26 protein-coding genes are annotated in these 25,780 nt (G+C 63.6%); 14 read left to right on the top strand and 12 right to left on the bottom strand.

The window, feature by feature from the left end; all coding sequences use genetic code 11:
* Nucleotides 1-7 precede the first annotated feature (7 nt).
* On the top strand, nucleotides 8-877 hold the full coding sequence (locus KVY23_RS02445) for a polyphosphate kinase 2 family protein (RefSeq protein ID WP_206509297.1): 870 nt from the start codon (nucleotides 8-10) through the stop codon (nucleotides 875-877).
* 34 nt (nucleotides 878-911) lie between these two features.
* Here the strand turns inward: KVY23_RS02445 and KVY23_RS02440 are convergent, their stop codons facing one another.
* The 4 genes from KVY23_RS02440 to aceA form a co-directional block, all read right to left on the bottom strand.
* Entirely contained in the window at nucleotides 912-1,952 is a 1,041-nt protein-coding gene (locus KVY23_RS02440) for an NAD(P)-dependent alcohol dehydrogenase (RefSeq protein WP_206509296.1), read from the bottom strand.
* A 92-nt stretch (nucleotides 1,953-2,044) separates the two neighbouring features.
* Nucleotides 2,045-2,320 carry a hypothetical protein gene (locus KVY23_RS02435; RefSeq protein ID WP_075839215.1) on the bottom strand — a complete coding sequence of 92 codons (276 nt, stop codon included), beginning with the start codon at nucleotides 2,318-2,320 and terminating at the stop codon, nucleotides 2,045-2,047.
* A gap of 122 nt (nucleotides 2,321-2,442) precedes the next feature.
* A complete protein-coding gene (locus tag KVY23_RS02430; protein ID WP_374108683.1) occupies nucleotides 2,443-3,318 on the bottom strand; it encodes a 3-hydroxybutyryl-CoA dehydrogenase in 876 nt (291 codons plus the stop codon).
* A 166-nt stretch (nucleotides 3,319-3,484) separates the two neighbouring features.
* The gene (gene aceA, locus KVY23_RS02425; protein WP_206509294.1) at nucleotides 3,485-4,774 is read right to left on the bottom strand and encodes an isocitrate lyase; all 1,290 of its coding nucleotides are present in this window, start codon (nucleotides 4,772-4,774) and stop codon (nucleotides 3,485-3,487) included.
* A 472-nt stretch (nucleotides 4,775-5,246) separates the two neighbouring features.
* Between aceA and ramB the strand changes: the two genes are divergently transcribed.
* Together ramB and KVY23_RS02415 are read left to right on the top strand one after the other, a co-directional pair.
* Complete coding sequence (gene ramB / locus KVY23_RS02420; protein ID WP_230555168.1) at nucleotides 5,247-6,659, top strand: acetate metabolism transcriptional regulator RamB; 1,413 nt, start codon at nucleotides 5,247-5,249, stop codon at nucleotides 6,657-6,659.
* A gap of 86 nt (nucleotides 6,660-6,745) precedes the next feature.
* Complete coding sequence (locus tag KVY23_RS02415) at nucleotides 6,746-7,594, top strand: hypothetical protein (RefSeq protein ID WP_230555167.1); 849 nt, start codon at nucleotides 6,746-6,748, stop codon at nucleotides 7,592-7,594.
* On the opposite strand, the gene KVY23_RS02410 is transcribed toward KVY23_RS02415, so the two are convergent.
* The 3 genes from KVY23_RS02410 to KVY23_RS02400 all read right to left on the bottom strand — a co-directional run bounded on the left by KVY23_RS02410 (nucleotide 7,566) and on the right by KVY23_RS02400 (nucleotide 9,445).
* Entirely contained in the window at nucleotides 7,566-8,612 is a 1,047-nt protein-coding gene (locus KVY23_RS02410; RefSeq protein WP_206509291.1) for an MBL fold metallo-hydrolase, read from the bottom strand. The two genes, KVY23_RS02415 and KVY23_RS02410, sit on opposite strands and share 29 nt — an antisense overlap.
* Nucleotides 8,613-8,699: 87 nt before the next feature.
* Complete coding sequence (locus tag KVY23_RS02405; RefSeq protein ID WP_230555166.1) at nucleotides 8,700-9,230, bottom strand: hypothetical protein; 531 nt, start codon at nucleotides 9,228-9,230, stop codon at nucleotides 8,700-8,702.
* 5 nt (nucleotides 9,231-9,235) lie between these two features.
* Entirely contained in the window at nucleotides 9,236-9,445 is a 210-nt protein-coding gene (locus KVY23_RS02400) for a helix-turn-helix transcriptional regulator (RefSeq protein WP_075839170.1), read from the bottom strand.
* A gap of 220 nt (nucleotides 9,446-9,665) precedes the next feature.
* Between KVY23_RS02400 and urtA the strand changes: the two genes are divergently transcribed.
* The 6 genes from urtA to KVY23_RS02370 all read left to right on the top strand — a co-directional run bounded on the left by urtA (nucleotide 9,666) and on the right by KVY23_RS02370 (nucleotide 15,220).
* Nucleotides 9,666-10,940: an urea ABC transporter substrate-binding protein gene (gene urtA / locus KVY23_RS02395; protein ID WP_230555165.1), complete on the top strand. Its 1,275-nt coding sequence runs from the start codon at nucleotides 9,666-9,668 to the stop codon at nucleotides 10,938-10,940.
* A gap of 89 nt (nucleotides 10,941-11,029) precedes the next feature.
* Nucleotides 11,030-11,914, top strand: coding sequence for an urea ABC transporter permease subunit UrtB (urtB, locus tag KVY23_RS02390; protein ID WP_230555164.1), 885 nt, complete (start codon nucleotides 11,030-11,032; stop codon nucleotides 11,912-11,914).
* Nucleotides 11,911-13,002 (top strand): urea ABC transporter permease subunit UrtC, encoded by a 1,092-nt coding sequence (gene urtC / locus KVY23_RS02385; RefSeq protein ID WP_206509287.1) that lies wholly within the window; start codon nucleotides 11,911-11,913, stop codon nucleotides 13,000-13,002. The genes urtB and urtC overlap by 4 nt, the downstream gene beginning before the upstream one ends.
* A complete protein-coding gene (gene urtD / locus KVY23_RS02380) occupies nucleotides 12,999-13,847 on the top strand; it encodes an urea ABC transporter ATP-binding protein UrtD (RefSeq protein ID WP_075839169.1) in 849 nt (282 codons plus the stop codon). The genes urtC and urtD overlap by 4 nt, the downstream gene beginning before the upstream one ends.
* On the top strand, nucleotides 13,840-14,532 hold the full coding sequence (gene urtE / locus KVY23_RS02375; protein ID WP_075839168.1) for an urea ABC transporter ATP-binding subunit UrtE: 693 nt from the start codon (nucleotides 13,840-13,842) through the stop codon (nucleotides 14,530-14,532). Before urtD ends, urtE begins: the two co-directional genes overlap by 8 nt.
* 13 nt (nucleotides 14,533-14,545) lie before the next feature.
* The gene (locus KVY23_RS02370) at nucleotides 14,546-15,220 is read left to right on the top strand and encodes a GntR family transcriptional regulator (RefSeq protein ID WP_230555163.1); all 675 of its coding nucleotides are present in this window, start codon (nucleotides 14,546-14,548) and stop codon (nucleotides 15,218-15,220) included.
* Here the strand turns inward: KVY23_RS02370 and KVY23_RS02365 are convergent.
* Nucleotides 15,217-16,173: an ABC transporter substrate-binding protein gene (locus tag KVY23_RS02365; protein ID WP_230555162.1), complete on the bottom strand. Its 957-nt coding sequence runs from the start codon at nucleotides 16,171-16,173 to the stop codon at nucleotides 15,217-15,219. The genes KVY23_RS02370 and KVY23_RS02365 overlap by 4 nt on opposite strands.
* Nucleotides 16,174-16,304: 131 nt before the next feature.
* Between KVY23_RS02365 and KVY23_RS02360 the strand changes: the two genes are divergently transcribed.
* The 5 genes from KVY23_RS02360 (at nucleotide 16,305) to KVY23_RS02340 (ending at nucleotide 21,558) form a co-directional block, all read left to right on the top strand.
* The gene (locus KVY23_RS02360; RefSeq protein ID WP_230555161.1) at nucleotides 16,305-18,092 is read left to right on the top strand and encodes an amidohydrolase family protein; all 1,788 of its coding nucleotides are present in this window, start codon (nucleotides 16,305-16,307) and stop codon (nucleotides 18,090-18,092) included.
* The gene (locus KVY23_RS02355) at nucleotides 18,089-18,694 is read left to right on the top strand and encodes a TetR/AcrR family transcriptional regulator (RefSeq protein WP_230555160.1); all 606 of its coding nucleotides are present in this window, start codon (nucleotides 18,089-18,091) and stop codon (nucleotides 18,692-18,694) included. Before KVY23_RS02360 ends, KVY23_RS02355 begins: the two co-directional genes overlap by 4 nt.
* Before the next feature lie 4 nt (nucleotides 18,695-18,698).
* A complete protein-coding gene (locus KVY23_RS02350; RefSeq protein WP_075839165.1) occupies nucleotides 18,699-19,523 on the top strand; it encodes an alpha/beta fold hydrolase in 825 nt (274 codons plus the stop codon).
* A 68-nt stretch (nucleotides 19,524-19,591) separates the two neighbouring features.
* Nucleotides 19,592-20,125: a carboxymuconolactone decarboxylase family protein gene (locus KVY23_RS02345; RefSeq protein WP_230555159.1), complete on the top strand. Its 534-nt coding sequence runs from the start codon at nucleotides 19,592-19,594 to the stop codon at nucleotides 20,123-20,125.
* A gap of 35 nt (nucleotides 20,126-20,160) precedes the next feature.
* Nucleotides 20,161-21,558, top strand: coding sequence for an AarF/ABC1/UbiB kinase family protein (locus KVY23_RS02340; protein ID WP_230555158.1), 1,398 nt, complete (start codon nucleotides 20,161-20,163; stop codon nucleotides 21,556-21,558).
* A gap of 10 nt (nucleotides 21,559-21,568) precedes the next feature.
* Here the strand turns inward: KVY23_RS02340 and KVY23_RS02335 are convergent, their stop codons facing one another.
* From KVY23_RS02335 to KVY23_RS02320, 4 genes are read right to left on the bottom strand one after another with little or no spacing between them, the layout of a single operon-like run.
* Nucleotides 21,569-22,420, bottom strand: coding sequence for an SDR family oxidoreductase (locus tag KVY23_RS02335; protein ID WP_230555157.1), 852 nt, complete (start codon nucleotides 22,418-22,420; stop codon nucleotides 21,569-21,571).
* Nucleotides 22,417-23,958, bottom strand: a complete 1,542-nt coding sequence (locus tag KVY23_RS02330) for an NAD(P)/FAD-dependent oxidoreductase (RefSeq protein ID WP_294635132.1) — start codon at nucleotides 23,956-23,958, stop codon at nucleotides 22,417-22,419. Before KVY23_RS02330 ends, KVY23_RS02335 begins: the two co-directional genes overlap by 4 nt.
* Entirely contained in the window at nucleotides 23,955-24,818 is an 864-nt protein-coding gene (locus KVY23_RS02325) for a diiron oxygenase (RefSeq protein WP_230555156.1), read from the bottom strand. Before KVY23_RS02325 ends, KVY23_RS02330 begins: the two co-directional genes overlap by 4 nt.
* Nucleotides 24,815-25,777 carry a diiron oxygenase gene (locus tag KVY23_RS02320; protein WP_230555155.1) on the bottom strand — a complete coding sequence of 321 codons (963 nt, stop codon included), beginning with the start codon at nucleotides 25,775-25,777 and terminating at the stop codon, nucleotides 24,815-24,817. Before KVY23_RS02320 ends, KVY23_RS02325 begins: the two co-directional genes overlap by 4 nt.
* Between the last annotated feature and the right edge of the window lie 3 nt (nucleotides 25,778-25,780).

Raw genomic sequence — 25,780 nt, 5'->3', positions numbered from 1 at the left:
TGAAGTCATGGCCGACACATCGAAAAAGAGCGAGAAGCTGTGGTCCTCACCTGCGGTGGAGGTACTGAGGGCAACCGCCGACACCCGCGTCACCGATATCGACTACGCCGCCACCCCCGGGTTCGAAGGCGACAAGACCGACGGTGAGGAACTGCTCGCCGAACGCGGCGCCAGATTGTCCGACCTCCAGGAGATGCTCTACGCGCACGGGCGTTCCGGGGACCTTCGGTCGATCCTGCTCGTGCTGCAGGGAATGGACACCGCCGGCAAAGGCGGCATCGTTCGCCACGTGATCGGCATGGTCGATCCACAGGGCGTCGATCTCGCATCCTTCGGTGTGCCGTCGAAGGAAGAAAAGCAGCACCACTTTCTGTGGCGGATCCGCAAAGCACTCCCTCGCGGTGGTCGAATCGGTGTTTTCGATCGCTCGCACTACGAGGACGTGCTGGTCGTTGCCGTGCACGACCTGGTCCCCCGCGCGGTGTGGGAGGAGCGTTTCGACGAGATCAACGCCTTCGAGAAGGAACTTGTCGACGAGGGCACCCTCATCATCAAAGTTGCCCTGTTCGTGTCCGCCGAGGAGCAGCGGTCGCGGCTACAGGATCGCCTGAATCGCCCGGAGAAGCACTGGAAGTACGATCCCAGCGATGTCTCCGAGCGAGCGTTCCTCGCCGAGTACAAGGCTGCTTATCAGCGTGTCATCGACCGCACCAGCACCGACTACGCGCCCTGGCACATCATCCCGGCCAACAACAAGTGGTATAGCAGGCTCGCGGTCGCGGAGCTGTTGATCGAGGCTCTCGAACGGTTGGCTCTGGATTGGCCGACTGCGAGTTTCGACGTCGAACGGGAGAAGCAGCGACTCGCCGAGAGTTAGACACTCGGGGCGGCGCTGCCACTGGCGTGCGGGTCTAGAAGGTCTGCGCGTCGATCACGAACCGGTAGCGCACATCGCTTTTCAGCACACGCTCGTAGGCTTCGTTGATCTGGTCCGCCGCAATGGTCTCGATCTCGGCGCCGATCTTGTGCTCGGCGCAGAAGTCGAGCATCTCCTGCGTCTGCGCGATGCCGCCGACCATGGAACCGGCGAGACTGCGGCGATTCGCCGCCAGGCTGAAGCCGCGCACCTTGATGGGTTCGGACGGCAGTCCGAGGATGACGAGCGAGCCGTTGATCGCGAGCAGTGACATGTGCTTGTCCATGTCGATCTCGGCCGAGACGGTGTTGATGATGAGGTCGAACCGGCCGCGGAGCTTCCTGAACGTCTCCCGATCGGAGGTGGCGTAGTAGTGATCCGCGCCGAGGCGCTTGCCGTCCGCTTCCTTGCTGAGGCTCTGGCTGAGGACGGTCACCTCGGCGCCGAGTGCATGTGCAATCCTGACGCCGACGTGGCCGAGTCCACCCATGCCGATGATGGCGACCTTCTTGCCGGGTCCGGCGCCCCAGTGCTTGAGCGGCGAGTACAGCGTGATGCCAGCGCACAGCAGTGGAGCAGCTACGTCGAGCTCGATGCCCTCGGGAATCGAGAGTACGAAGCCCTCCGTGACGACGATGTGAGTGGAATACCCACCCTGGGTGGTGGTGCCGTCCGCCAGCCTGGAGTTGTACGTCTGCGTCACACCTTTGAAGCAGTACTGCTCCTCACCGGCGAGGCAGGCTTCGCATTCACCGCAGGAGTCGACGAAGCAGCCGACACCGACGCGGTCGCCGACCTTGTGCTTGGTGACCTCGGAGCCGACCTCGGCGACGATTCCGGCGATCTCGTGGCCGGGAACGACGGGGTAGGTCGTGCCGCCCCACTCGTTGCGTGCGGTGTGGATGTCGGAGTGGCAGATGCCCGCGAACTTGACCTCGATGAGGACGTCCTTCGCACCGAGCTCGCGCCGCTCGATGGTGACCTTCTCGAGCGGCGCGTCCGGTGCGGTCGCTGTGTATGCGGTAGCTGAAGTCATGCCTACATTGCTACCCACGCATTGTTCGCCTGGCAAGCTCCGGATCCTCGTGAGCTGCCTATTCCCATCTCAGAGGAGTTTCATTCAACAGTTCAACTGTTGCGGGCGACGTTGAATCCCAACCATCCGAGGTAGGCACCGAGCCCGAGGAGACCGATCTTGCGAGTCTTCGGGTAGGCGATGGCCGCGCCCACGGCGATCTCTGTCGCGCCGTTACGGCTGATCCAGTCCTTGGTGTCCTCGGGGAACGGGAGCTTGGTGATGCCCTCGAACGCTTCCGGAACGACGAAGTGCGCCGCGCCCGTTACTCCCAAACCGATTCCAAAGGCCTTCGGGAGGAATCCACCCGACTTCTTCGACGTACTCACCGATGAGTCCCCTGTTCCGCTCGTCGGCGCACCGTCGCGCCGCTGAACCCAAGCTACGCAGTAACGGTTCGAGTTGCCAGTACCGACGCGCGCCACATGCACGCATTGTCTTGTCTTGCGCCCTATCTCGCGATGCGACCGTTCTCGTACTGGTAGAAGCCCGCCCCGGACTTCTTTCCGACCAGATTGGCCTCGACCATCCGCAGCAGCAGAGGCGGCGCCGAGAACAGCGGTTCCTTGAATTCGGCGTACATCGAGTCCGCAATGGATTTGACCGTGTCGAGTCCGACGAGGTCTGCCAGCGCCAACGGACCCATGGGGTGCGCAAGCCCGAGCACCGTTGCCTTGTCGACGTCTTCCTTCGTGGCGAAACCGGACTCGACCATGCGTATGGCGGAGAGTAGATACGGCACGAGCAGTGCATTGACCACGAAACCCGAACGGTCCGCAGATCGAACTACCTGCTTTCCGAGCACGTCGCCGGCGAACGTCTCGGCGCGCGCGGATACCGCGTCACTGGTCTTGAGTGTGGTGACGAGCTCGACGAGTGGGAGCACCGGCACCGGATTGAAGAAATGCAGTCCGACGACGCGCTCCGGCGCCGTCGTCGCGATTCCCAATTTCATGATCGGAATGGAGGAGGTGTTCGAGGCGAGCACCGCGTTCGGATCCGTGACCACCGTGTCGAGCTCGGCGAAGATCTCGGCCTTGATCTTCTCGTCCTCCGACACTGCCTCGACCACGAGTTGACGGTCGGCGAAGTCGCCGAGATCGCAGGTGAAGCGCAACCGCCAGGCGGCTTGCTCACGTTCGCGCTCGGTGATCTTGCCGCTGCTCACGCCGCGGTCCAGCGACCGAAGGACGCGTGCGCGTCCTGCGGTCGTCAGCTCACGTGTTTGCTCGTAGACCAGCACGTCGACATGCGCGCGGGCGCAGACCTCGGCTATGCCGGCGCCCATCTGCCCGGCGCCGACGACGCCTACTCGCTCAACCGTCACGGCACACTCCTTTTCAGTCATGTTGCTGGGCAACAGCTTCAGGTGAGATGGGGGGACTCTGCCGGGGGAACGCCCAGAGCCGGCGTCATACGAGTCAGGCGGCCCGCAGCGAAACGCTGGGGCCGCCTGACTAGTGCGCTGATAGATCCGAAGGAGGCGGAACAGCTTAGTGGAACTGACCCTCTTCGGTGGAGCCCTTCAGAGCAGCCGTCGACGTGTTCGGGTCGACCGTGGTGGCGATGCGGTCGAAGTAGCCTGCACCGACCTCACGCTGGTGCTTGATGGCGGTGAAGCCGCGCTCTTCGGCTGCCTTGAACTCGCGCTCCTGCAGGTCGACGAAGGCGGTCATGCCCTCGCGGGCGTAGCCGTGTGCCAGGTCGAACATGCCGTAGTTGAGCGAGTGGAAGCCGGCAAGGGTGATGAACTGGAACTTGAAGCCCATGGCGCCGAGCTCCTTCTGGAACTTCGCGATGGTCGCGTCGTCCAGGTGCGCCTTCCAGTTGAACGAAGGCGAGCAGTTGTAGGCGAGCAGCTGGTCGGGGAACTCGCTGCGAACCGACTCGGCGAACCGCTTGGCGACCTCGAGATCGGGAACACCGGTCTCCATCCAGATGAGGTCGGCGTACGGCGCGTATGCCTTGGCGCGGGCGATGCAGGGCTCGATGCCGTTCTTGACGCCGAAGAAGCCCTCGGCCGTGCGGGTGCCGTCGAGGAATTCCTTGTCACGGTCGTCGACATCGGAGGTGATGAGGGTTGCGGCCTCGGCGTCCGTGCGGGCGATGATGACCGACGGAACGTCGGCGACGTCGGACGCCAGGCGAGCCGAGGTCAGGGTACGGATGTGCTGCTGGGTCGGGATGAGGACCTTGCCGCCGAGGTGGCCGCACTTCTTCTCCGACGCGAGCTGGTCTTCCCAGTGCACGCCGGCAGCGCCGGCAGCGATCATGGCCTTCTGCAGCTCGTATGCGTTGAGAGCGCCACCGAAGCCGGCCTCGGCGTCGGCGACGACGGGAGCGAGCCAGTTCTGCACGGACGTGTCGCCCTCGACCTTGGCGATCTCGTCGGCGCGCAGCAGCGCGTTGTTGATGCGGCGCACGACGGACGGCACCGAGTTGGCCGGGTAGAGGCTCTGGTCCGGGTACGTGTGGCCCGAGAGGTTGGCATCGCCGGCGACCTGCCAGCCGGAGAGGTAGATGGCGCGCAGACCGGCGCGGACCTGCTGAACTGCCTGGTTACCGGTGAGGGCTCCGAGCGAGTTGATGTAGTCCTCGTTGTTGACGAGATCCCACAGGATCTCCGAGCCGCGACGAGCAAGTGTTGCCTCTTCGACGACAGTGCCCTGCAGCTTCGAAACCTGCTCGGCGGTGTAGTTGCGTGTCACGCCGTTCCAGCGGGGGTTGGTGTCCCAATCCTTCTGGATCTCTTCGGTGGTCTTCGGTGTGCCGGTGGTCGACATCGTCAGCTCCGTATCTTTTTCTGATCTGATCGGCCGGCTCGCTGCGGAAATTCTTCACACCGTTGCCAGGCCCTGCGGGTGTTCTTCAAAACAATGACACAACGAAAAAGGCCCGTCTACCTGTTGCTAGTGCCAATCTCGGCTAGGTTTTCACCGCACCTTGCTAACGTTGCTAATTTTTGTGAGGCCGCAACCTCTCGGATCGGACAGCATCACTACTCGCCAGTAGGGTGAATCCGCAGTTCGTGACGGGGATTTCGTAAACGGGTCATACGGTCTTTTTGACCCCCTCGAGTTTCCTGTAAAAACGTCTGAATCGAGCAAGATAGCCAAGGCGCTGTGACAGCAATCACTTTGGTTCGCGCCCCGGGTCACACCTGATTTGCCGACGCTCGACTGCGAGCGGGAGAGTCGCCGCGGTGCCCGACGCGAACGCTGTTAAGCCCCTTCTTCGCAGGCGTAACCTGTGCGCATGTCGAAGACCTTCGTCGGTGCGCGGTTGCGGCAGCTACGCACCGAACGCAAGATGAGCCAGGTTGCGCTCGCTGGACGGCTCGAGATTTCGGCCAGCTATCTCAATCAGATCGAGCACGACGTGCGCCCGCTGACGGTCCCGGTGCTTCTGCGCATCTCCGAGGTGTTCGGCGTCGACACCTCCTTCTTCTCCTCCGAGGACGACACGCGCCTGGTCGCCGAACTCCGCGAGGTCGCGCTCGACCAGGACTTGGGCATCGCCGCCGATGCACACGAGATCGCACAGATGGTCTCGTCCCATCCGCAGTTGGCGCGAGCGATGGTCAACATGCATCGCCGCTACCGAAACACCACCGCTCAGCTGGCCGCCGCGACGGAGGAACGCTTCAGCGACGGCAGCGGAAGTGGCTCGATTTCCAAGCCGCACGAGGAAGTCCGCGACTACTTCTACCAGCGCCAGAACTACCTGCACGAGTTGGATACAGCGGCGGAGGAGCTCACCTCTCGCATCCGGTTTCATCGCGCCGATGTGGCCGGCGAGATCGCCAAGCGATTGCAGACGGTGCATGAGGTGCAGATCGTGCACCGGATCGATCTCGGTGAGAACGTGCTGCATCGCTTCGATCCCGAGACGCGCCTGTTGGAGATCTCGCCGCATCTCTCGGGTGGACAACGGGTGTTCAGGTTCGCAGCCGAACTCGCCTACCTGGAGTGCGCAGACCTCCTGGACACGATGGTCGCGGAGGGCGCATTCACGAGCGAAGCATCCAGAAAGCTCGCCGTTCTCGGCTTCGCCAACTACTTCGCCGCTGCCACGGTGCTGCCGTATCACCAGTTCCACGATGTGGCCGAGGAGTACCGCTACGACATCGAACGTCTATCCGCGTTCTTCTCCGTCAGCTACGAAACCATCTGTCATCGACTCTCGACCCTCCAGCGCCCCGCACTGCGAGGCGTCCCGTTCTCTTTCGTCCGTGTCGATCGGGCCGGCAACATGTCGAAGCGGCAATCGGCGACGGGGTTCCACTTCTCGTCGAGTGGCGGCACCTGTCCGCTGTGGAACGTCTACGAGACCTTCGCCTATCCCGGCAAGATCATGACCCAGATCGCCGAGATGCCCGACGGACGCAGCTACCTCTGGATCGCCCGAACCGTCGAGCGTCGCGCGGCGCGCTACGGCCAGCCGGGCAAGACGTTCGCGATCGGTCTGGGCTGCGAGATCCGGCATGCCGGCCGGCTCGTCTATGCCGACGGCTTGGACGTGCACGGCGCCGCGGTGGCCACCCCCATCGGCGCGGGCTGTCGCGTCTGCGAGCGTTCGAACTGTCCGCAGCGCGCCTTCCCGCCCCTCGGCAAGGATCTGGACATCGACGAGCACCGCAGTTCGGTGTCTCCGTATCTGGTCCGCTGACCCCCGCACCCGCAGATCTCACCCTGTCGGATTTCACCCTGTCGGGTTGTTTACTCGGACGCCTCCGTGGATGCAGGATCGATTGCATGGCCGACGAGAGTGCCACCCCCAGGCGCAGCCTGATCGATGCGTTTGTCGAATCTCCGCTCTCGGGGCTTGCGCCGTGGATAGCGATGTCGCTGATCGTCGGCCCGGGTCGCTTCGAAGAGGCGGCGAGCATCTCGCTGGGCATGGCGCTGCTGTTCCTCGTGCTCGGGCACCAGCGGCGGGCGAAGCGAAGCAAGCCGACCGATCGAACCGGGCGCCCCAGGATCAAGGCGATGGAACTGTTCGACGTGGCCTACTTCGCCATCATCGCCGCCATCGGCCTGTTCGCATCTGCCGAGGTCATCTCGTGGATGGAGTTGTGGTCCGGCGAGATGACCAACATCACACTGGTGGTCTTCGCGTTCGGCTCGATACTGCTGCGCAATCCGTTCACCCTGGAGTATGCGAAGGAACAGGTCGACCCGGAGATGTGGGACAACCCGCTCTTCTTGACAGTCAACTACCGGATCACGCTCGCGTGGGCGTTGGCTTTCTCGTTCTCGGCGACCGTGGGCCTGTTCGGCATCATCGTCCTGCACTCCTCGGACAACTTCTGGACCGGTTGGATTCTGCAGATCGGCGCGATGCTGTTCGCCGTCGCGTTCACCGAGTGGTACCCCGATGTGGCGCCGAACAAGGCCGAGATGGCGGCGGGGATACCGACGGACCCGCCGCTACCGCTCATCGATCTCTTCGCCTGGTTCCCCACGTTCGTCGGAATCGTCGGCGCGGCCCTACTGATCACCGATTCCGGTCCGGTGTGGCTCGGCGTCGCACTTGTGGTGGCCGGTCTGATCGCCTTCGCCGTGGTCCGACGCGTCAGCGCCCGTAGCCACGCCGCAACCTGACGCCTGTCGGTCCGCCCGCCCGCAGCAGTGAACCGGCGTCGGCGAACGCTTTTGCTCTTCGAGCGAGTGTGGGTGGTGCGGCCGGTTCACCGTGCCACAGGCGGTACAACGTGGACATGCTCAGTACCAGCCGTTCCGGCGAATCCCAGTGCGCAAAGCGTCGAAACTCGGGCGAGGACAGCATGTTCCGTGCCGCGGTCGCCGACCCGACACCCGCCTTGTACTGTTCCCTGCCGGCGGCATCGACCCACAGCCAGTACTCGCGGAGTTCCCGAATCTCGGCAACCCCGCACTGCGGACCATGACCGGGCAGATACACGGCCGCGTCGAGCGATATCAGGTGGTTCAGGGCATCGATCCAGTTGCCCAGCGGGCCGAACCACAATACCGGCGTCGACTCGATGAACAGCAGGTCGCCGGTGAATACCACGCCGCAATCGGGCACGTGGGCGATCAGATCGCCCTCGGTGTGGGCCGGGCCGAGGAATCGAAGCTGCACGTCCCGGTGCCCGACGGTGATCGTCTCGGTCGACTCGAAGGTGTGATCGGGCAGTCGCGGACGCGTGCGCGGAAATGCGGCCCCACCGCGAATCCTGTTCATGTAGCCACCCATCGCACCGACCGGACCCGGTACTCGCCTGACCAACGAACCGAGCGTGGCGAACGCGTCGACACCCGCGGGCGGCGTCTCCTCCTTCATCGCATGCAGAGATGCAGCGCTCGTCGTGATTCGGGCGTCGGCGGGAACGGTGTCGTTGCCCCACCAGTGATCTCCGTCGGAGTGAGTGTTGATCACCTCGGTGATCGGTGCGTCACCCACCAGCTCGGCGGTCTCAGCGGCGATCTGCTCGGCCCGGACCGTATCCCACACGGTGTCGAGCACCATCGTGGCCGCGCCGGGGTCCACGAGCACCCCGGTGTTGGTCTCCCCCCAGCTTCCGGGCTCCCACATGAACGCCCAAACGTTGTCACCGATCTGCGTCGGTCCGGTCTCTGTGTACTTTGCGCCTCTCCCCATGAGAGGCGACCGTACTGGACTGGGCTGTCAGATTTCCTCGTTCTCGAGCGGAATAGTGACATCCACCAGCGCGGGCACTCGTGCCACTCACTCCCCGTTCCGTTCGAGCAGTTCGCTCCGTTCGAGGTTCTCGGCCTCGATCTCGTCCTCGCGCGCGAGGCGTTTGCTGCGGGCGATACCGTATGCGGCGCACGCCAGCCCGAGAATTGCACCGAAAACCATGCCGACGATCGTCGGCGACCGGACGCTTCCATCTGCATCGGAGAAGACCAGCGTCACCACTATGCCGATAGCTGCGGTGAAGTAGAGCCCCAGGTACAGGAACAGTCTCGGCCGTATCAGTTTCTGCGAGGTCTGCATGTCCACGCCGCGACTCTTGGTGTACGCCGTGACGATCCAGCTGATCGTCAGTAGGACCAGGAGTATTCCGAGGGCCGTGTAACTTCCGGGGACCCCGGCGACCCACGGAAGAACCGCCCCGGCAATCAGAGAGCACCAGAGGAACAGCTGAAACCCTATGGCCGAGGCCTCGTTCCAGACGTCTCGCTGACGCTCGTCGTGGTAGAACTCGTCGTCCAGATCTCCGACGAAGCGCATTGCTTTGGTGAAGGTACTCATGCTCGTCACTCCTCGCCTGCGAACAGTATTTCGACAGTGGTGCCCAGTGCTTTCGCAAGTTTCAGGCCGAGGTAGACGCTCGGCGCATAGTCGCCACCCTCCACCGAAACGATGCTCTGCCTGCTGACTCCGCACGCCTTGCCCAGTTCCGCCTGTGTGAGCCGCGCGGCTTTGCGGTAGTCGCGCACCTTGTTGGTCCTCGGTGCGTCGCGCATGGGAAAAGTCAAGCCGACTTGCCACCAAAAGTCAAGCAGGGTTGTCATTCTTTCAGCACCGTTCCAGCACGAACCCGACAAACCGGGCCGACCTGGGGTGTTTACACACTGGTAATCCTCGAAACGAACTTGTCACCGCACAACACATTTACGCAATAACCGGCCCTTAATGTCTGCAATCGCGAATACAGGTCCGTATACAAGCGAAAGGGCGTCAAAGATGCCTGCTTTTCCCTCCAGCAAGTTTGCTACTCGTGCGCTGGTTGCCCCAGCTGCACTGGCAATGGTCGGTTTGGCACTCACCGCGTGCGGTAGCCGTGCCGGTGACACCGACACCGGTGACGGCGCAAGTGCCGTCGAGTCCTGCGTAGACACCTCCGGTGACACCATCAAGGTCGGATCGCTCAACTCCCTCTCCGGCACGATGGCCATCAGCGAAGTAACAGTGCGTGATTCGATCGCACTGGCCGTCGAGGAGATCAACGCCTCCGGCGGAGTCAACGGCAAGCAGATCGAGGTCGTCGCCGAGGACGGCGCGTCGGAGCCGACCGTATTCGCCGAGAAGGCGGAGAAGCTGATCAGCAGCGACTGTGTCGCAGCGGTGTTCGGCGGCTGGACTTCCTCCTCGCGCAAGGCGATGCTCCCGGTTTTCGAGGACAACGACGCGCTGCTGTACTACCCCGTGCAGTACGAGGGCCTCGAAGCATCGGAGAACATCTTCTACACCGGTGCGACAACCAACCAGCAGATCATTCCCGCCCTGGACTACCTCAAGGAACAGGGCGTCACCTCGCTGTATCTGGTCGGTAGCGACTACGTCTTCCCTCAGACCGCCAACCGCGAGATCAAGGCGTACGCCGAGGCCAACGGCATCGAGATCCTCGGCGAGGACTACACCCCACTCGGCTCCACCGACTTCTCCACCATCATCAACAAGGTGCGCGCAGCAGACGCCGACGCCGTGTTCAACACCCTCAACGGCGATTCCAATGTCGCGTTCTTCCGCGAGTACACCAACGCCGGCCTCAATGCTGCGGACATGCCGGTGATCTCGGTGTCGATCGCCGAGGAAGAGGTTGCAGGCATCGGTGCGGAGAACATCGCCGGCCAGCTCACCTCCTGGAACTACTACCAGACCGTCGACACTCCGGAGAACGCCGCATTCGTCGCCGCCTACAAGGCGAAGTACGGCGAGAACAAGCCCACATCGGATCCGATGGAGGCCGCGTACACCTCGGTCTACCTGTGGAAGAACACCGTCGAGAAGGCGGACTCGTTCGCAGTCAGTGACATTCAGGCAGCCGCAGACGGCGTCAGCTTCGCAGCACCGGAAGGCGAAGTGACCATCGACGGCGACAATCACCACATCACCAAGACCGCGCGTATCGGTGAGATCCGCCCCGACGGTCTGATCTACACCATCTGGGAGTCGCCGGCACCGATCGAGCCCGATCCGTTCCTCGAAACCTACGACTGGGCCGACGACCTCAACTGACCCAGGCGCTCCGCGCATGTGAGTGGAAATACATAGCCCGCTATGTATTTCCACTCACATGTGGCGCAGCCGCCTAGAAGGAGCCTTATATGGATGTCGTAGTCGGGCAGCTGTTCACCGGCCTGAGTATCGGATCGATCCTCTTGCTCGCCGCTCTGGGCCTGTCGCTGACGTTCGGTCAGATGGGCGTCGTCAACATGGCCCACGGTGAGTTCATCATGGCCGGGTCGTACACCGCGTACGTCGTGCAGCAGGTTCTCTCCACCGGCGGAGCCTCACTGTTCATCTCGCTGATCGTCGGATTCCTCGTCGGCGGCGCCATGGGCGTCCTGCTCGAGGTCACCCTCATCCAGCGGATGTACCACCGACCGCTGGACACTCTGCTCGTCACGTTCGGCGTCGGACTCGTACTGCAACAGCTGGCCCGAGACATCTTCGGGGCGCCGGCGGTCAACGTCGTCTCCCCCGCTTGGTTGACGGGCGGCGTCGACATCCTCGGTGCCGTCGTCCCCAAGACCCGCATCTTCATCCTCGTACTCGCGATCATCTGCGTCATCGCACTGTCGGTCGCGCTCAAGAAGAGTCCGATGGGTCGACGCATCCGCGCTGTGGTGCAGAACCGCGATCTCGCCGAAACCTCAGGCATCTCGAGTCGCAGGACCGACATCTCGACGTTCTTCATCGGCTCCGGACTCGCCGGAGTCGCCGGAGTCGCACTGACACTCATCGGGTCGACCAGTTCCACCGTCGGCCAGAGCTACCTGATCGACGCCTTCCTCGTCGTCGTCGTCGGCGGCCTCGGACAGATCAAGGGCGCAGTCATCGCCGCATTCGCACTCGGCATCCTGAACTCGTTCATCGAGTACAGCACGACCGCATCGATCGCGAAGGTCATCGTGTTCGTCCTCATCGTGATCTTCCTCCAAGCCCGCCCGCAAGGCCTGTTCGCGGTCAAGACAAGGAGTTTGGTATGAGTACCGTCGTCCAGAAATATGGGGCGTGGCTCGGGTTCGCGGTCGCCGCCATCCTCCTGTTCGCCGTCGCACCCGCCGTCCTCAGCGATTTCCGGTTGAGCCTGCTAGGCAAATTCATCTGCTACGCCATCGTCGCGGTCGGCATCGGTCTGGCCTGGGGCCGAGGCGGAATGCTCACGCTCGGTCAGGGTGTCTTCTTCGGGCTAGGCGCCTACATGATGGCGATGCACCTCAAGATCGCCGACGCAGAGATAGCGGGCGACGACGTTCCGGATTTCATGTCCATCGCCGGTATCCGCGAGTTGCCCTCGTACTGGGTGCCGTTCACCTCTCCGTTCGTGACCATCGTCGGAATTCTGTTCGTGCCGGGCCTCGTCGCGCTGGTGCTGGGGCTCGGGGTGTTCAAGCGACGCGTCAAGGGTGCCTACTTCGCCATCCTCAGCCAGGCGCTCGCCGCTGCCTTCGCGATCCTGCTCATCGGCCAGCAGACGACCGGAGGATCCAACGGACTCAACCGGTTCCGCACCTTCTTCGGATTCAACCTCAACGACCCCGCCAACAAGCAGATGCTGTTCTTCATCGCCGCCGGTGTGCTGCTGGCCGTCGTCGCCATCACCCGCCAGCTGATGTACTCGCGCTACGGCGAACTGCTGGTGGCTGTTCGAGATCAGGAGGAGCGCGTCAGGTTCCTCGGCTACGACCCCGCCAACGTCAAGGTCGTCGCCTACGTCACCGCGGCGTTCTTCGCCGGCCTCGCCGGGGCTCTGTTCGTGCCGATCGTCGGTATCGTCTCCCCCAACGACGTCGGCATCGTCCCCTCGATCGCCTTCCTGATCGGTGTCGCCATCGGCGGGCGCACCACGCTGCTCGGCCCTGTCCTCGGCGCACTCGGTGTCGCCTGGGCGCAGACCACCTTGTCCGAGCAGTTCCCGTCCGGGTGGACATACGCGCAGGGTCTGCTGTTCATCGTCGTCGTCGGATTCTTCCCGGCGGGTGTCGCCGGTCTGTTCGCGCTGCGGCGACGCAAGAAATCGGCAGACGATGCCGGTGACGTGGTCGATGTCGACGAGAAAGAGCTGGTCAAATGATTCACACCGACAGCCACCAACCCACCTTCGGTGGAAACGCCGGAATGTCGAGTCAGTACCTCGAGGTCCGCGGGCTCACCGTCAGCTTCGACGGATTCAAAGCCAACACCGATGTGAACCTCACGCTGATGCAGGGCGACCTTCGGTTTCTCATCGGCCCCAACGGTGCCGGCAAGACGACGCTGATCGACGCCATCACCGGCCTCGTACCCGCCACCGGATCGGTCACCAAATCCGGTGTCGAGTTGCTCGGCAAGAAGGTTCACAAGATCGCTCGTCTCGGGGTGGGTCGAACCTTCCAGACCGCAAGCATTTTCGAGCAGCTCTCGGTGCTCCAGAATCTCGACATCGCCGCCGGTGCCGGTCGATCGGTGATGACGATGCTCCGCAAGAGGAAAACGGTCAGTGCCGAGATCGAGGAGGCATTGGAGACGATCGGTTTGACGGCCGAGCGCGACAAGCCTGCAGGCATCCTCGCGCACGGTCAGAAGCAGTGGCTCGAGATCGGAATGCTGCTCGTGCAGAACGCCGATGTGCTCCTGCTCGACGAGCCGGTCGCCGGGATGAGCCACGAGGAGCGCGAGGAGACGGGTGAGCTGCTGCGCCGAATCGGCGGGGAGCGAACAGTTGTGGTCGTCGAACACGACATGGATTTCATGCGGGCTTTCGCCACCTCGGTGACGGTTCTGGCCGGTGGACGCATCCTGTCGGAGGGCACCGTCGCCGAAGTGCAGGCGGATCCGAAGGTCCAGGAGGTGTACCTGGGAACTGCCGCAGCAGGAGAAGAACTCGATCAGGTCGCCGAAGCGGGAGACGCCACACCACGAGGAGAGAGCAATGCTTGAACTTGTCGACGTACGCACCGGTTACGGCCGCAGCGAAGTCATCCACGGCGCGTCACTGACCGTCCCGGCCGACGGGGTAGCCGCTGTGATGGGCCACAACGGCGCCGGCAAGACCACGTTGCTGCGGGCTGCCGTCGGACTGCTCTCCGTCACCTCCGGCAAGGTGCTCTTCGACGGTGAAGATGTCAGCTCGCTGCGACCGAGCGCCCGCGTTTCTCGGGGGCTCGCCTATGTCCCGCAGGGCCAGCAGTCCTTCGGCCAGCTCACCACCGCTGAGAACCTGCAGGTCGTCGCCGACGGCCGCAAGCGTGGAAAAGCGCTGATCGACGAGGCACTCGACCTCTTTCCTGCGTTGAAGGAACTGCTGACCCGACGCGCCGGCCTGCTCTCCGGTGGTCAGCGCCAGCAGCTCGCGATCGCGCGGGCGCTCATCACCGAACCGAGGATGCTCATTCTCGACGAGCCGACCGAGGGCATTCAGCCCTCCGTCGTCGCCGAGATCGAACGCACCATTCTCGATCTGACCCGGCGCGGCGGACTCGGCGTGCTGCTGGTCGAGCAGCACATCGGGTTCGCGCTCGAATCGGCACAGAACTACTACATTCTCGAAGCCGGACGGATCACCTCCAGCGGAACCGGTGGTTCCGAATCCGAGGCCGATGTACGCGCTGCCATGGCGATCTGATAGACCGAAACCCATGGCGCGCACCGACCTTCGCGAGAAGGTCTACACATCGTTGCGCCGAGACATCATCTCCGGCGCCATCACGGCCACCGAACGCCTCGGGGAAGAGCGACTGGCCGAGCTGTACGGCGTCTCACGCACTCCGGTGCGTGAGGCGCTCGCCCGACTCGAAGCCGACGGACTCGTCGTGCGCGGCGAGGACGGTGTGCACCCGTACCGGCCACGGGTGGACGACCTAGCAGATCTGTACGAGCTGCGTCGCACTCTCGAACTACGCGGAATCGCCCGGGCCATCGAGGATTCGACGTTGCGCCACGATACCGCGTCCATCACCGTCGAACTGGAGACTTGGCGCCGGGCACGAGAGTTGCTGCCGGACGAGAGCGAGATAGTTCAGATGGACGAACAGTTTCACACAACTCTCCTCGCAGCCTCGGGCAACACAGCGCTCTGCGACGCACTGCGAACGGTGAACGCGAAGATCCGCCCGGTGCGAGTCCTCGGCCCGACCACCGAGGAGGCCATCCGCACACTCGTCGACGAGCACATCGCGATCGGCGAGTCGCTGATCGAGGGGAACCTGGAGCAAGCCTTGGCCGCCTTGCTCGAGCACATCGACGCCTCGCGCGATCGGGTCATTGCCCGTGCGATGCAGGCCGCCTCCATGGCCGGCGCAGTGCGCGCCTAGCCCGTGCTGGCTTCGCTCTCTGTCAGGGCGCCACCTGCCAGGATGCGGTCGATATCGTCCAGCACGGTTTGCCCGCCCATGGGCCCGACCCCGGTGATCCAGAAAGACTGGTCCACCGCGTACGGGTTGGGCAGCAGGGTCGCGTTCGCGGTGATCGAGGCCGGAATCGCCGACGGGTCAGCCGGATTGGTCGTCGTTACGACAACCAAGTCGGCCCTCGCTTCGCCGACGAGCTCGGGTGACAGGTCGACCGAGATCTCCTCATCCCATTCCGGGCGCGCCGGGGTGTCGAATCCTGCGCATTCGAGGGTGCTGCCGGCGAAGGAGAGCGGTCCGTACAGGGTGAAGACATCCGCGCGCGGGCGAATCAGTTGCGCCGTCTTGCCCTGTGTGTCGTATTTTTCGGCGATCTCATCGCAGCGGTTCTCGTATTCGTCGAGCAATTCCTCGGCTCGATCCTCGCGTCCGAGGGCGCTTCCCACGAGGCGAACGTTGTCCTGCCACGGATCGGACTGCGAGGCCATGAACACCGTCGGAGCGATGGCGGCGAGCTGCTCGTAGTAGTCCGCGTGACGCGTTTCGGTACCCAGAATCAGGTCCGGTTGCAGCGCTGCGATCGACTCGATACGCGGCTCGGGCACCGTCCCGACGGTCTCGATGGCAGCCGCCTCGCTCCCCAGATACGACGGCACTCCGGCGGCTTCGCTCAGTACGGCCGTGCCGACGGGTATGACTCCGAGCGCAACGCTGGTGTCCAGTTCGACGGGCTCGAGGGTGACGACTCGGAGCGGCGACGTGGATATCTCGGCGGTACCGCGTGCGTGCTCGACGATGCGCGTGCTCTCGTCTGCAGTGGTCGAGACCGGTTCGGTGTCCGTCGAGCAGGCCGAGGCAGTCACGGCGATCGCGCAGGTCAGCAGCAGGACGGAGGTGCATTCTTTCGGCTTCACCATGTTTTACCTCTTTCTAGGACCGATACATGAAGAGGTTAGCCTAACCACAGTCGACCGGATTCTGGGGCGTCGAACATTGCGAGCAACCACTCTCTAAGTTAGCCTTCGACGTAGACGGTGATGGAGGTCACATGCGCGCTGACGGTTCTTACGACGTAGTACTGACTGGTGGGACGGTCTACGACGGGAGCGGGGGTCCCGGAGTCCGCGCCGATGTCGGCATCGCCGACGGCGTCGTGCGCGCCGTGTCCACCGACCCGCTCGAGATCTCGGCCTCGACCGAGGTTGTCGACGCGACCGGGCGGTGGGTGATGCCCGGCTTCGTCGACGTCCACACCCATTACGACGCCGAGGTTCTGGTCGGCCCCGGCCTCGAAGAATCCGTCAGACACGGGGTCACCACCGTGCTCCTGGGCAACTGCTCGCTCTCGACGTTGTATTCGACACCCGTGGACATCGCCGACCTGTTCAGCCGCGTCGAGGCATTGCCACGCGACCACGTCCTCAAAGCCGTCGACACGCACAAGACATGGTCGGGTCCGGACGAGTACATCGACGCGCTCGAACGTCTACCGCTGGGCCCCAATATCGCCGCGCTCGTCGGGCATTCCGATCTGCGAGCCCACGTCATGGGCCTCGACCGGTCGACCGACCGGAGCCAGAAGCCGACGCGCGAGGAATCGAAGGCGATGGCCGACGCGCTGAACTCGGCCCTCGACGCCGGCCTGCTCGGCATGTCCACGATGACCAATCCGTGGGACAAGCTCGACGGCGATCGGTACCGCTCCCGTTCGCTCCCGTCCTCGTACGCGCGGTGGTCGGAGTTTCGTGCGCTGCACAAGATCCTGCGCCGACGCGGCCGCCTCCTGCAGAGCATCCCCAATCTCAACACCAAGTACGACATGGCGTTCTTCCTCGCCGCGACGACGGGACTGGGTCGATCCCCGCTCAAGGTCTCACTGCTCGCTGCGGCCGACCCCAAGGCATCACCCTGGATTCACCATGTTTTCGGGCCGCTCGCGCGACTGGTGAACGGCCCCGGTCGGGGATTGTTCCGCTGGCAGCACCTGCCCACGACGTTCGATGTGTACTCCGACGGCATCGATCTCGTCGTCTTCGAGGAGTTCGGTTCCGGCCGAGCCGCCCTGCATCTGCGGGAGGAACTCGGCCGCAACGAACTGTTGTCCGATGAGGCGTATCGCCGGTGGTTCCGCGCCGATTTCGAGAAGAAGTTCAGCTCCCGCGTCTGGCACCGGGATTTCGCCGACGCCCAGATCACCGAGTGTCCCGACGCGTCGGTGGTGGGTAAGAACGTCGCCGAGGTCGCCGCTGAAAGAGGCATCCACGTCGTCGACGCTTTCCTGGACCTCGTGGTCGAGCACGGCCGGAAGTTTCGCTGGCACACCACGATCGCCAACCACCGCAAGCGGAAGATGGACAAGCTGATCAACTCCCCCGGCGTCACCGTCGGCTTCTCCGACGCGGGCGCGCATCTGCGCAACATGGCGTTCTACAACTTCGGCATCAGGCTGCTGCACCGCGTGCACGAGGCCGAGTGCGACCGTCGACCGTTCATGAGCGTGGCGACGGCGGTGCACAAGCTCAGCGCCGAACTCGCCGATTTCTACGGCGTGGACGCGGGCCACCTGCGGGTCGGTGATCGCGCAGACATCGTCGTCGTCGACCCGAGCGGGCTGACCGACGAGGTCACCGCCTACCGGGAGGAGACCATGCCAGAGTTCGGCGGCCTGAGCCGAATGGTCAATCGCAACGATCGCGCCGTCACGGCCACGCTCGTCGCCGGTCGCATCGTCTACCGCGACGGTGTGTTCGCGCCGTGGTTCGGGGTCTCGGAGCGCGCGGGCAGCTTCCTACGCGCGGGTGTACCGAGCACTCCCCGGCGCCGGGTTCGCGCGTGAGCCGAACCCAACAGCAGCGCCGAGAGCAGACAATCGGCAAGCTGCTCGACGCCACCATCGATTCGTTGTGCGAAAAAGGTTATGCAGCAACAACGGTCAGTGAAGTCGTTTCCCGCGCTGGACTGTCCTCCGGTGCACTGTTCCGCCACTTCGCCACCCGACTCGACCTCCTCGTCGCGGCCGCCGACGAGGTCCGCAGGCGCCAGTTCTCCGAGTTTCGCGCCGGGATCACCGCCTTCGGGGGTGCGTCGATCGAGCAGTGCCTCACCTTGCTCCGCGCCGCGTGTCGCGCTCCGATCAACGGCGCCTGGTACGAGTTGCTGATAGCCGCCCGTAGTGACGCCGAGCTACGAGAGCGACTCATCCCGTTCACCGTTCGATATCACGCGCAGATAGCAGAACTCGCCCGAACGTTGCCTGTGGCCGCAGCCATCGATCCGCGCCAGCTCGATACCGTCATCTTCTCCGTCGTCCATCTGCTCGACGGAGAGGCGCTCGCAGCCGTCGTCCATCCCCAGCCCGAACAGGAGGACATGCGGCTCGAGATGATTGCACACATGCTCCGCGTCGGAACCGTCCACACTCGAATCGAGGCAGTGTAAAGCAATGGCTGACTGGATCGTAGAAGCCCCGGGCGCAAGAATCGCGGTGTTCGAATACGGCAATCGCAGCGCCGACGCGACCGTGTTGCTGGTGCACGGGTATCCCGACGACCACCACGTCTTCGACCCCTTGATCGCAGAGTTCGGCGATCGAGCCCGCATCATCGCCTACGACACACGAGGCGGAGGTGAGACCGTCGTCGACGACGGTCTGTCGAACTACTCGATCGAGCGTTTGGCGGCCGACGCGTTCGCCGTGGTGGACTCGATTCCCGACCGCGCCGGCCCGGTCCACGTGCTCGCGCACGACTGGGGTTCGGTGCAGATGTGGGAGGCGATGGCCTCGCCGCGGGCAGCACAGGCATTCGCCTCGTACGTGTCGGTGTCCGGACCGAGCCTCGATCACATGCGCGAACTGTCCCGGTCCTGGCTGCTACGCCCCACCCGATGGCCCTCGCTCGCAACACAACTCGGACGCTCCTGGTACATCTGGGGATTTCACGTTCCCGTGCTGCGTGGCCGCGTCCCGCACCTGTTCTCCTCGCTCGGCAACGAGGACGCACCGGTACCCGATCCGGCCGATCAGCAACGCGGTGTCGCTCTGTACCGCGCGAACATCCTGCGGCGCCTCACTGCCGGCCCTGCCCCCAGGTGCGAGGTGCCCACCACCGTCGTCGTTCCCCGCCGTGACCGTTTTCTGTCCGAACATCTTGCGGAGGATTTGGATCGCTGGATTCCGCGTCTGCGCGTCACTCGGGTCGATGCCGAGCACTGGTGGCCGTACACCCACCCGGGCGATGCGGCCGCGCTCGTGCTCTCGTACTCCTGACCGTCACATCTTCCTGGTATGTGCGCGGGTCCTGGTGTGTGCGAGCGCACGCAGGTAGCGTCGCTCGGATGAGCACACCACGTATCCCGTCCGGTTCGTTCAGCCAACTCGGTCCGATCAATTGGGTTCTGTGCCGAATACTGTCGAAGGTCGCCGGAACCCCCGATGCACATCTGTTCAGCACGCTGGGCCGGACCCGAGGACTGTTCCGCGGCTGGCTGTTCTACAGCGGCAAACTCATGCCGGGGGGACGCATCTCTCGCAAGGAAACGGAGCTGATCATCAACCGCGTTGCCTACCTGCGCGATTGCGGATACGAGATGGACCATCACCGTAGGATCGGCGCCCGCTTCGGTGTCACCGAGGAGCTCCTGGCGCAGGTGAAGCAGGGCCCGCAGGCCCCCGGACTGACGCCGCGGCATCGCAAAATCCTGACGGCGACCGACGAACTGATGGACACCAAGAACCTGTCCGATGCGACCTGGGCAGCGCTGGCGGGCGAGTTCGACGATCGTCAACTGATCGAATTCCTGCTCTTGGTAGGCCAATACGACTCTCTGGCCACCACCATCGCAACATTGCGCATCGAGCGTGACTTCTAGGCCCACCCCACCCTGCCACGAAAGCGGAGCCGAAGGTGCCCGAACGCCCCCGCAGTCGCCCCATTCCGACCTCGCGCATCGCACGCGGGAGCCGATTGGGTCGAGCAGCTGCAAGTGCGGCACTTCGCACCGCCGGGACGCGGATGTCGATGGTCTCTCGTTCCGAGGAAATGCGATCACTGCTGGCCGAGAAGTCCTCGATTCAGGCCGCGGATCAACTCGTCAACGTTCTCGGCGGTATGAAGGGCGCCGCCATGAAGATCGGGCAGATGCTGTCGGTGCTCGACTTGGCGTTGGTCCCCGAGCAGCACCGTGAGCGTTTCCAGAACAAACTCGCCGCACTGCGCGACCGAGCACCGGACGTCGACTTCGAGTCGATGAGGTGGGTCGTGGAGAAAGATCTCGGCCGCTCGATCGACCAGCTTTTCGCGCGGTTCGACGAGACACCGATCGCGGCTGCATCGATCGGCCAAGTGTATCGAGCGATCTTGCACGATGGACGCGAGGTGGCGGTGAAAGTGCAGTACCCGGGCGTGGACCTCGCGATCGAATCCGATATGAAGAATCTCGCGCTGTTCCTCAAGTTCTGGCGGTCATCCATGCCGTCGTTCTCCGCTCCCGCACTCATCGACGAACTCCGCATTCACTTCGAACGAGAACTCGACTACACGGAAGAGGCTCGTACGCAACGCATCTTGGCGCAGCGATTCGCCGGCCATCCGTCCATTTTCGTCCCCGACGCCATCCTCGACGTGTGCACCCCACGCGTTCTCGTGACGGAATTCGTCCAAGGTCGCCGCTTCGACTCGATCCGGGATCTCGACGCCGGCGAACGCGATCGGATCGGTGAGATCATCTACCGCTTCTATGTGGGTTCGCTGTACAGGTTCGACGAGTTCTGCGGAGACCCGCACCCGGGCAACGTGCTTCTCTGCGAGGACGGCCGAGTGGCTTTCATCGACTTCGGACTGTACAACCGAATGCTGCACGAACACGTCGAGTTCGAGATCGACTGTCTGCGCGCTGCAGCCGAGGAGCGGGGCGAGGATCTGCTGGCGGCGATGATCGCCCGCGGCATCGTCGATCCGGATGCCGGTGTCACCGCCGACGAGTGCCTCGAGTACACCTTTGCAGCGTCGGAGTGGAACCTGGTGGACCGAATGCTCACGGTCACACCGTCGCTCGCGACCAGCGGACTGCTGCTCGCAGTGAATCCACGGGGTGGTCGATTCGCCGGTATGAAGAGTCAGTACCTGCCGCCGGAGCACCTCTTCTCGCGGCGCGCCGACTTCTTGACCTTCGGAGTGCTCGGCCAACTGAAAGCGACCGCGAACTGGCATCGCATCGCACGCGAATGGATCTACGGAGACCCCCCGACAACCGCCATCGGCGCGGACGAGCAAGCGTGGCTCGCGCACGCACGGAATCGGTGAGCCGAGCCCTCTACCGCTCGCCCACACCCATCTTGCTTTGGGCCGAACGCCCCGCCCGGTAGAGCGGTGTCAGTAGGTCCTGATACCGCGGGCCGACGATGCGCGGCAGGAGATCGAATCCCCTCGCGTCGGGGCCGATGAGAATCCTGGCTTTGTTTCGCTCCACACCGGCGAGGATGACCTGCGCCGCCTTGGCGGGTGTGGTCATCGCGATCTGTTCGAAACGCCGTGTGACCTCGTCGCGATCGCCGAGGTCCTGCATACCGCGTGCGTTGGCGACGATATTGGTCTTGATACCTCCGGGGTGCACGCAGCTGACACCGACGCGATGACGAGCGATCTTCATTTCTTGACGCAACGCCTCCGTGAAGCCGCGCACTGCGAACTTCGCCGAGTTGTATGCGCTCTGGCCAGGGATCCCCATCAATCCGAACACGCTGGAGATGTTCACCACGTGACCATCACCGGATTCGATCAGCGCGGGGAGAAATGCTTTGGTTCCGTTGGCGACGCCCCAGAAGTCGACGTTCATGACCCACTCGAAGTCGTCCCACGTCATGTCCACGATGTCGGCACCGAGAGCGACCCCCGCGTTGTTGATGACCAGGTTCACTCGGCCGAACTCGGCGAGCACCGCATCGGCGTGCCGGTGAACGGCAGCCCGATCGGATACGTCGAGTTCGAACGACACCGTGCGGGCACCGGCTTGCTCGCAGAGCGCATGCGTCTCGGCAAGGCCGGCGGGATGAACGTCGGAGATGGCCAGATACGCGCCCCGACCCGCGAGATCCAGAGCCAGCGCGCGGCCGATTCCCGACCCGGCGCCGGTGACCACGGCCACCTTGTCGTCGAAGTTCTTCATGCGGACACTTCCTTCGATTCGACGAGTGAGTCGGCGTCCGGCGCGTCGCCCACCGGGCGCCCGACGCGTGTGGGAAACAGAAACTCGTACTCCGACGGGACGAAACGCCTGGTTCGCAACCAGTACTGCCAGGTGAAGCCCGGCCACACGGTTCGGTTCACCCCGTGCGAATCGAGGTACCAGCTGGTGCAGCCGCCGGTGGACCACACTCCCTTGGACAGCTTGCGCGCGATGTCGGAGGTGAACTGGCGCTGAACCTGCGGACGCACGGTCAGTGCACCGGCCGCCCCAGCCTCGACGAACTCGATCGCCTCCAACACGTACCGAATCTGTTGTTCGATCATGAACACCACCGAGTTGTGTCCCAGGGCGGTGTTGGGGCCGAGGAGGAAGAAGGCGTTGGGGAAGCCGGCAGTCGCGATACCGAGATACGTCTCGATCCCGTTCTCTTGCCAGTGCGCGACCAGTTCACGGCCTCCGATCCCGGCCACATTCATCGACTCGAACCCGTCCGTCACGTGAAAGCCGGTGGCGTAGACGATCACATCGACATCGCGTTCGGTTCCATCGGACCCGACGATCGATCCCGTTCGAATCTCCTCGATCCCGTCGGTGATCACCTCGGCAGTGGAACGAGCGAGCGCAGCATAGTAGGAGTCCGAACCTAGGATTCGCTTGCACCCGATTCGATAGTCGGGCAGCAGTTTGCGTCGAAGAACTGGGTCCTTCACTTCGCGTTCGATGTACTTGCGTGCGGCGTATTCCATCGGACGCAGCAGATTCACGTGACCGTTCAAGCCAACAGCGAGCCACTCGGCCGACAGGTACACCGAGGTGCGGAATGCCCTGCGCAGAAGCGGTACCCGACGAAACATCCGCCGCACCGGGCCCGGTATGGAGTAGTTGCTGCGAGGCAGCACCCAGGCGGGTGTGCGCTGATAGAGCTGCAGTTCTCCGACCGTGTCGACGATGCGGGGAACGAACTGCACTGCACTGGCGCCGGTTCCGATGACGGCGACCTTCTTGCCTGTCAGATCGACGTCGTGGTTCCAGCGGGCCGAGTGAAAGGTCTCACCGGCGAACGAGTCGATACCGTTCAACTCCGGAACATTCGGAATGTGCAGGGCCCCGATGCCGGAGACCAGAAACTGCGCGATGTACTCATCGCCGTCGGCGGTACGAATGTGCCATTGCAACTGCGCTTCGTCCCAGTACCCACCGACGCATTCGACACCGAACCTGATGTTCTCCTCGAGCCGGTACTTCTCCCCCAACCCGTCGAGGTAGCTCTTGATCTCAGGTTGCTGCGCCCACATCTGCGACCAGTCCGGATTGGGTTCGAAGGAGAACGAGTACATATGCGACGGGACGTCGCAGGCGCAACCTGGGTAGGTGTTCTCGCGCCACGTACCACCGAGCGCCTGCGACCGCTCGAGCACGAGGAAGTCGGTGCGCCCTCGCTTGCGAAGCTGAATTGCCATGCCCAGTCCGGAGAATCCTGCCCCGATGACGAGGATCCCGGTGCGATGTACCGTCACGAACTCTTCCTTTCGGACGCAACGCCGGTGAGCGTCCACAATGACGAGGTGATCATGCCGTCGAGCAGATTCACCGAATCGAGGAATTCGACGACCGGCGCGGCCGTGTCGATCCTGCGGTTGCGGCGCACTCGCCTCGACGCGATCAGCCCCCGCACGGGCGAGAACCCAACCGAGCGATACACCGCGGGCGAGAGGTTCAACCGAAGTATGACGTTTGCGAGGAGGGCAAGCAGCACTCTATTGCAGGCCCGCTCGATCCGTCCCGATCTCGACTGCGCGGCAGCGACTTCCGATCGTGCGTAGCTCAACCGCTCCTCGGACTCGAATCGATATATCTTGACCGCCTGACGCACGTGCGGTTCGATGTCCGGGTCCTCGACGACGCTCTCGATGCCACGGATGAACGTCTCCTCCACCAGCAGCGTCGAGGCATACGACGCCGAGCCCAGCGGCAGAAAAGCCAACAATTTGGCAGCCGTCTCGGTGCCGCGCGGCGGTTTGTACGGCTCCAGCCCGGTGGCCCGCACGAGCCGACCGAAGGTGATTGTCGCCCGAGATCCGCGCGCAACCTCGAGCAGCGCACTTCTCGATGCTGCGCTGTTCAGCCCCTCTTCAGCCGCTCGCCGGAGTTCGTTGCTCGTGAGAATCGCAGAGAGGTACGCGAGCGTGCTCCACCCACTGACGGCCTCGTGCAGCGCGAGGGTCCGCTGCTGCTCCGGCGTCAGCTTCCTCCACCTGCGTGTGCCGTACAACGACACCGACGTGGGCGGCAACGCGAACATCTCGAATTGCCAGGGTGCATCCCAGTCGATATCGACGTGCGGATCGAAGTGGACTCGTGCCGCACGTGAACTCATAGGAGGTCGTCCGGCATCGCGCGGGTCATCCGCCACAATCTGCGGGTCACGAAGCCCTCGCACATGCCGGCGTCAGCGAAGAACCTCACCATCGGTTCCGACATGAACTGCACGTTGTTCTTGTACGTGGTGCTGAACATCGCAGTGAGGCTGCCTCGAATCGGGTTGATGCCGACTGCTCGATAGACCCGGGGATTGACGAGAGAGGGATAGGCGACATTCGCGATCGCTGCAAGAATCACCCGGTGTAGCGCCCGATTGAATCGATTCATCGACCGCATGCCGCGTACGAGTTCCTCGCGCGCGTAGGTGATGTGCCGAGATTCCTCCACCACGTGGATACGCATCAGCTGGCGCAGGTGCGGTTGCATCTCCGGATCGTTCTGGATTTCGCGCTGCGCGCGGTCGAGCACCTCTTCGATCAGCAAAGTCGCGCCGTACGTGGCCGGACCGATCGGAAGGAACTGCCCGAGCTTGACCAGAGTCAACGAGAACTTCGGCAGTAGGTAGGGCTCGATACCCGCCTTTTCGATGAGCTTCCCGAACATGATCGAGTGCCGGGATTCCTCGCCCACCTCGGCGATCGAATACAGCGAGTGGTCCGACAGCGATCCCATCCCGAACACTCGCAACAGGCTCGTGCTCAAGAACCCCTCGGCATAGATCCCGAACGAGAGGATGCTGACGATCTCGTGTCGGCCGAGTTCTCGTCGCTGCTCCTCATCGAGTTTGTTCCACAGCGAGGTTTCGTAGAGCGAGATTCGATGATCGGGAAGCCACTTCTTGCCCTCCACCACTGACGCGTCCCAGTCGATGTCCACCTCGGCGTCGTAGAACTTGTCCGCGGTGGACTTCAGCAGACGCCGAGCCGTCTTGTCCCGTGGGCCGACCGTTCGCGCCCTGACGGTGACGGCGTCCTGCGTCGTGAGAACGGGCCGTGCGGCCTCCACCGGATTCATGAC

Origin of the sequence: Rhodococcus sp. I2R (assembly GCF_020889545.1) — a bacterium.
In the GTDB taxonomy this organism is placed as follows: Bacteria; Actinomycetota; Actinomycetes; order Mycobacteriales; family Mycobacteriaceae; genus Rhodococcoides.
This window is presented reverse-complemented; position numbering and strand designations above follow the sequence as displayed.

What these genes read in the sequence shown, in the direction of transcription:
- urtD (WP_075839169.1), top strand. Translation starts at nt 12,999, where the DNA reads ATGATTCACACCGACAGCCACCAACCCACCTTCGGTGGAAACGCCGGA.
- KVY23_RS02400 (WP_075839170.1), bottom strand. Translation starts at nt 9,445, where the DNA reads ATGCGCGACGCACCGAGGACCAACAAGGTGCGCGACTACCGCAAAGCC.
- ramB (WP_230555168.1), top strand. Translation starts at nt 5,247, where the DNA reads ATGTCGAAGACCTTCGTCGGTGCGCGGTTGCGGCAGCTACGCACCGAA.
- urtB (WP_230555164.1), top strand. Translation starts at nt 11,030, where the DNA reads ATGGATGTCGTAGTCGGGCAGCTGTTCACCGGCCTGAGTATCGGATCG.
- KVY23_RS02365 (WP_230555162.1), bottom strand. Translation starts at nt 16,173, where the DNA reads ATGGTGAAGCCGAAAGAATGCACCTCCGTCCTGCTGCTGACCTGCGCG.
- urtE (WP_075839168.1), top strand. Translation starts at nt 13,840, where the DNA reads ATGCTTGAACTTGTCGACGTACGCACCGGTTACGGCCGCAGCGAAGTC.
- KVY23_RS02370 (WP_230555163.1), top strand. Translation starts at nt 14,546, where the DNA reads ATGGCGCGCACCGACCTTCGCGAGAAGGTCTACACATCGTTGCGCCGA.
- KVY23_RS02320 (WP_230555155.1), bottom strand. Translation starts at nt 25,777, where the DNA reads ATGAATCCGGTGGAGGCCGCACGGCCCGTTCTCACGACGCAGGACGCC.
- KVY23_RS02440 (WP_206509296.1), bottom strand. Translation starts at nt 1,952, where the DNA reads ATGACTTCAGCTACCGCATACACAGCGACCGCACCGGACGCGCCGCTC.
- KVY23_RS02415 (WP_230555167.1), top strand. Translation starts at nt 6,746, where the DNA reads ATGGCCGACGAGAGTGCCACCCCCAGGCGCAGCCTGATCGATGCGTTT.
- KVY23_RS02360 (WP_230555161.1), top strand. Translation starts at nt 16,305, where the DNA reads ATGCGCGCTGACGGTTCTTACGACGTAGTACTGACTGGTGGGACGGTC.
- urtA (WP_230555165.1), top strand. Translation starts at nt 9,666, where the DNA reads ATGCCTGCTTTTCCCTCCAGCAAGTTTGCTACTCGTGCGCTGGTTGCC.
- KVY23_RS02405 (WP_230555166.1), bottom strand. Translation starts at nt 9,230, where the DNA reads ATGAGTACCTTCACCAAAGCAATGCGCTTCGTCGGAGATCTGGACGAC.
- KVY23_RS02410 (WP_206509291.1), bottom strand. Translation starts at nt 8,612, where the DNA reads ATGGGGAGAGGCGCAAAGTACACAGAGACCGGACCGACGCAGATCGGT.
- KVY23_RS02335 (WP_230555157.1), bottom strand. Translation starts at nt 22,420, where the DNA reads ATGAAGAACTTCGACGACAAGGTGGCCGTGGTCACCGGCGCCGGGTCG.
- KVY23_RS02325 (WP_230555156.1), bottom strand. Translation starts at nt 24,818, where the DNA reads ATGAGTTCACGTGCGGCACGAGTCCACTTCGATCCGCACGTCGATATC.
- aceA (WP_206509294.1), bottom strand. Translation starts at nt 4,774, where the DNA reads ATGTCGACCACCGGCACACCGAAGACCACCGAAGAGATCCAGAAGGAT.
- urtC (WP_206509287.1), top strand. Translation starts at nt 11,911, where the DNA reads ATGAGTACCGTCGTCCAGAAATATGGGGCGTGGCTCGGGTTCGCGGTC.
- KVY23_RS02445 (WP_206509297.1), top strand. Translation starts at nt 8, where the DNA reads ATGGCCGACACATCGAAAAAGAGCGAGAAGCTGTGGTCCTCACCTGCG.
- KVY23_RS02345 (WP_230555159.1), top strand. Translation starts at nt 19,592, where the DNA reads ATGAGCACACCACGTATCCCGTCCGGTTCGTTCAGCCAACTCGGTCCG.
- KVY23_RS02350 (WP_075839165.1), top strand. Translation starts at nt 18,699, where the DNA reads ATGGCTGACTGGATCGTAGAAGCCCCGGGCGCAAGAATCGCGGTGTTC.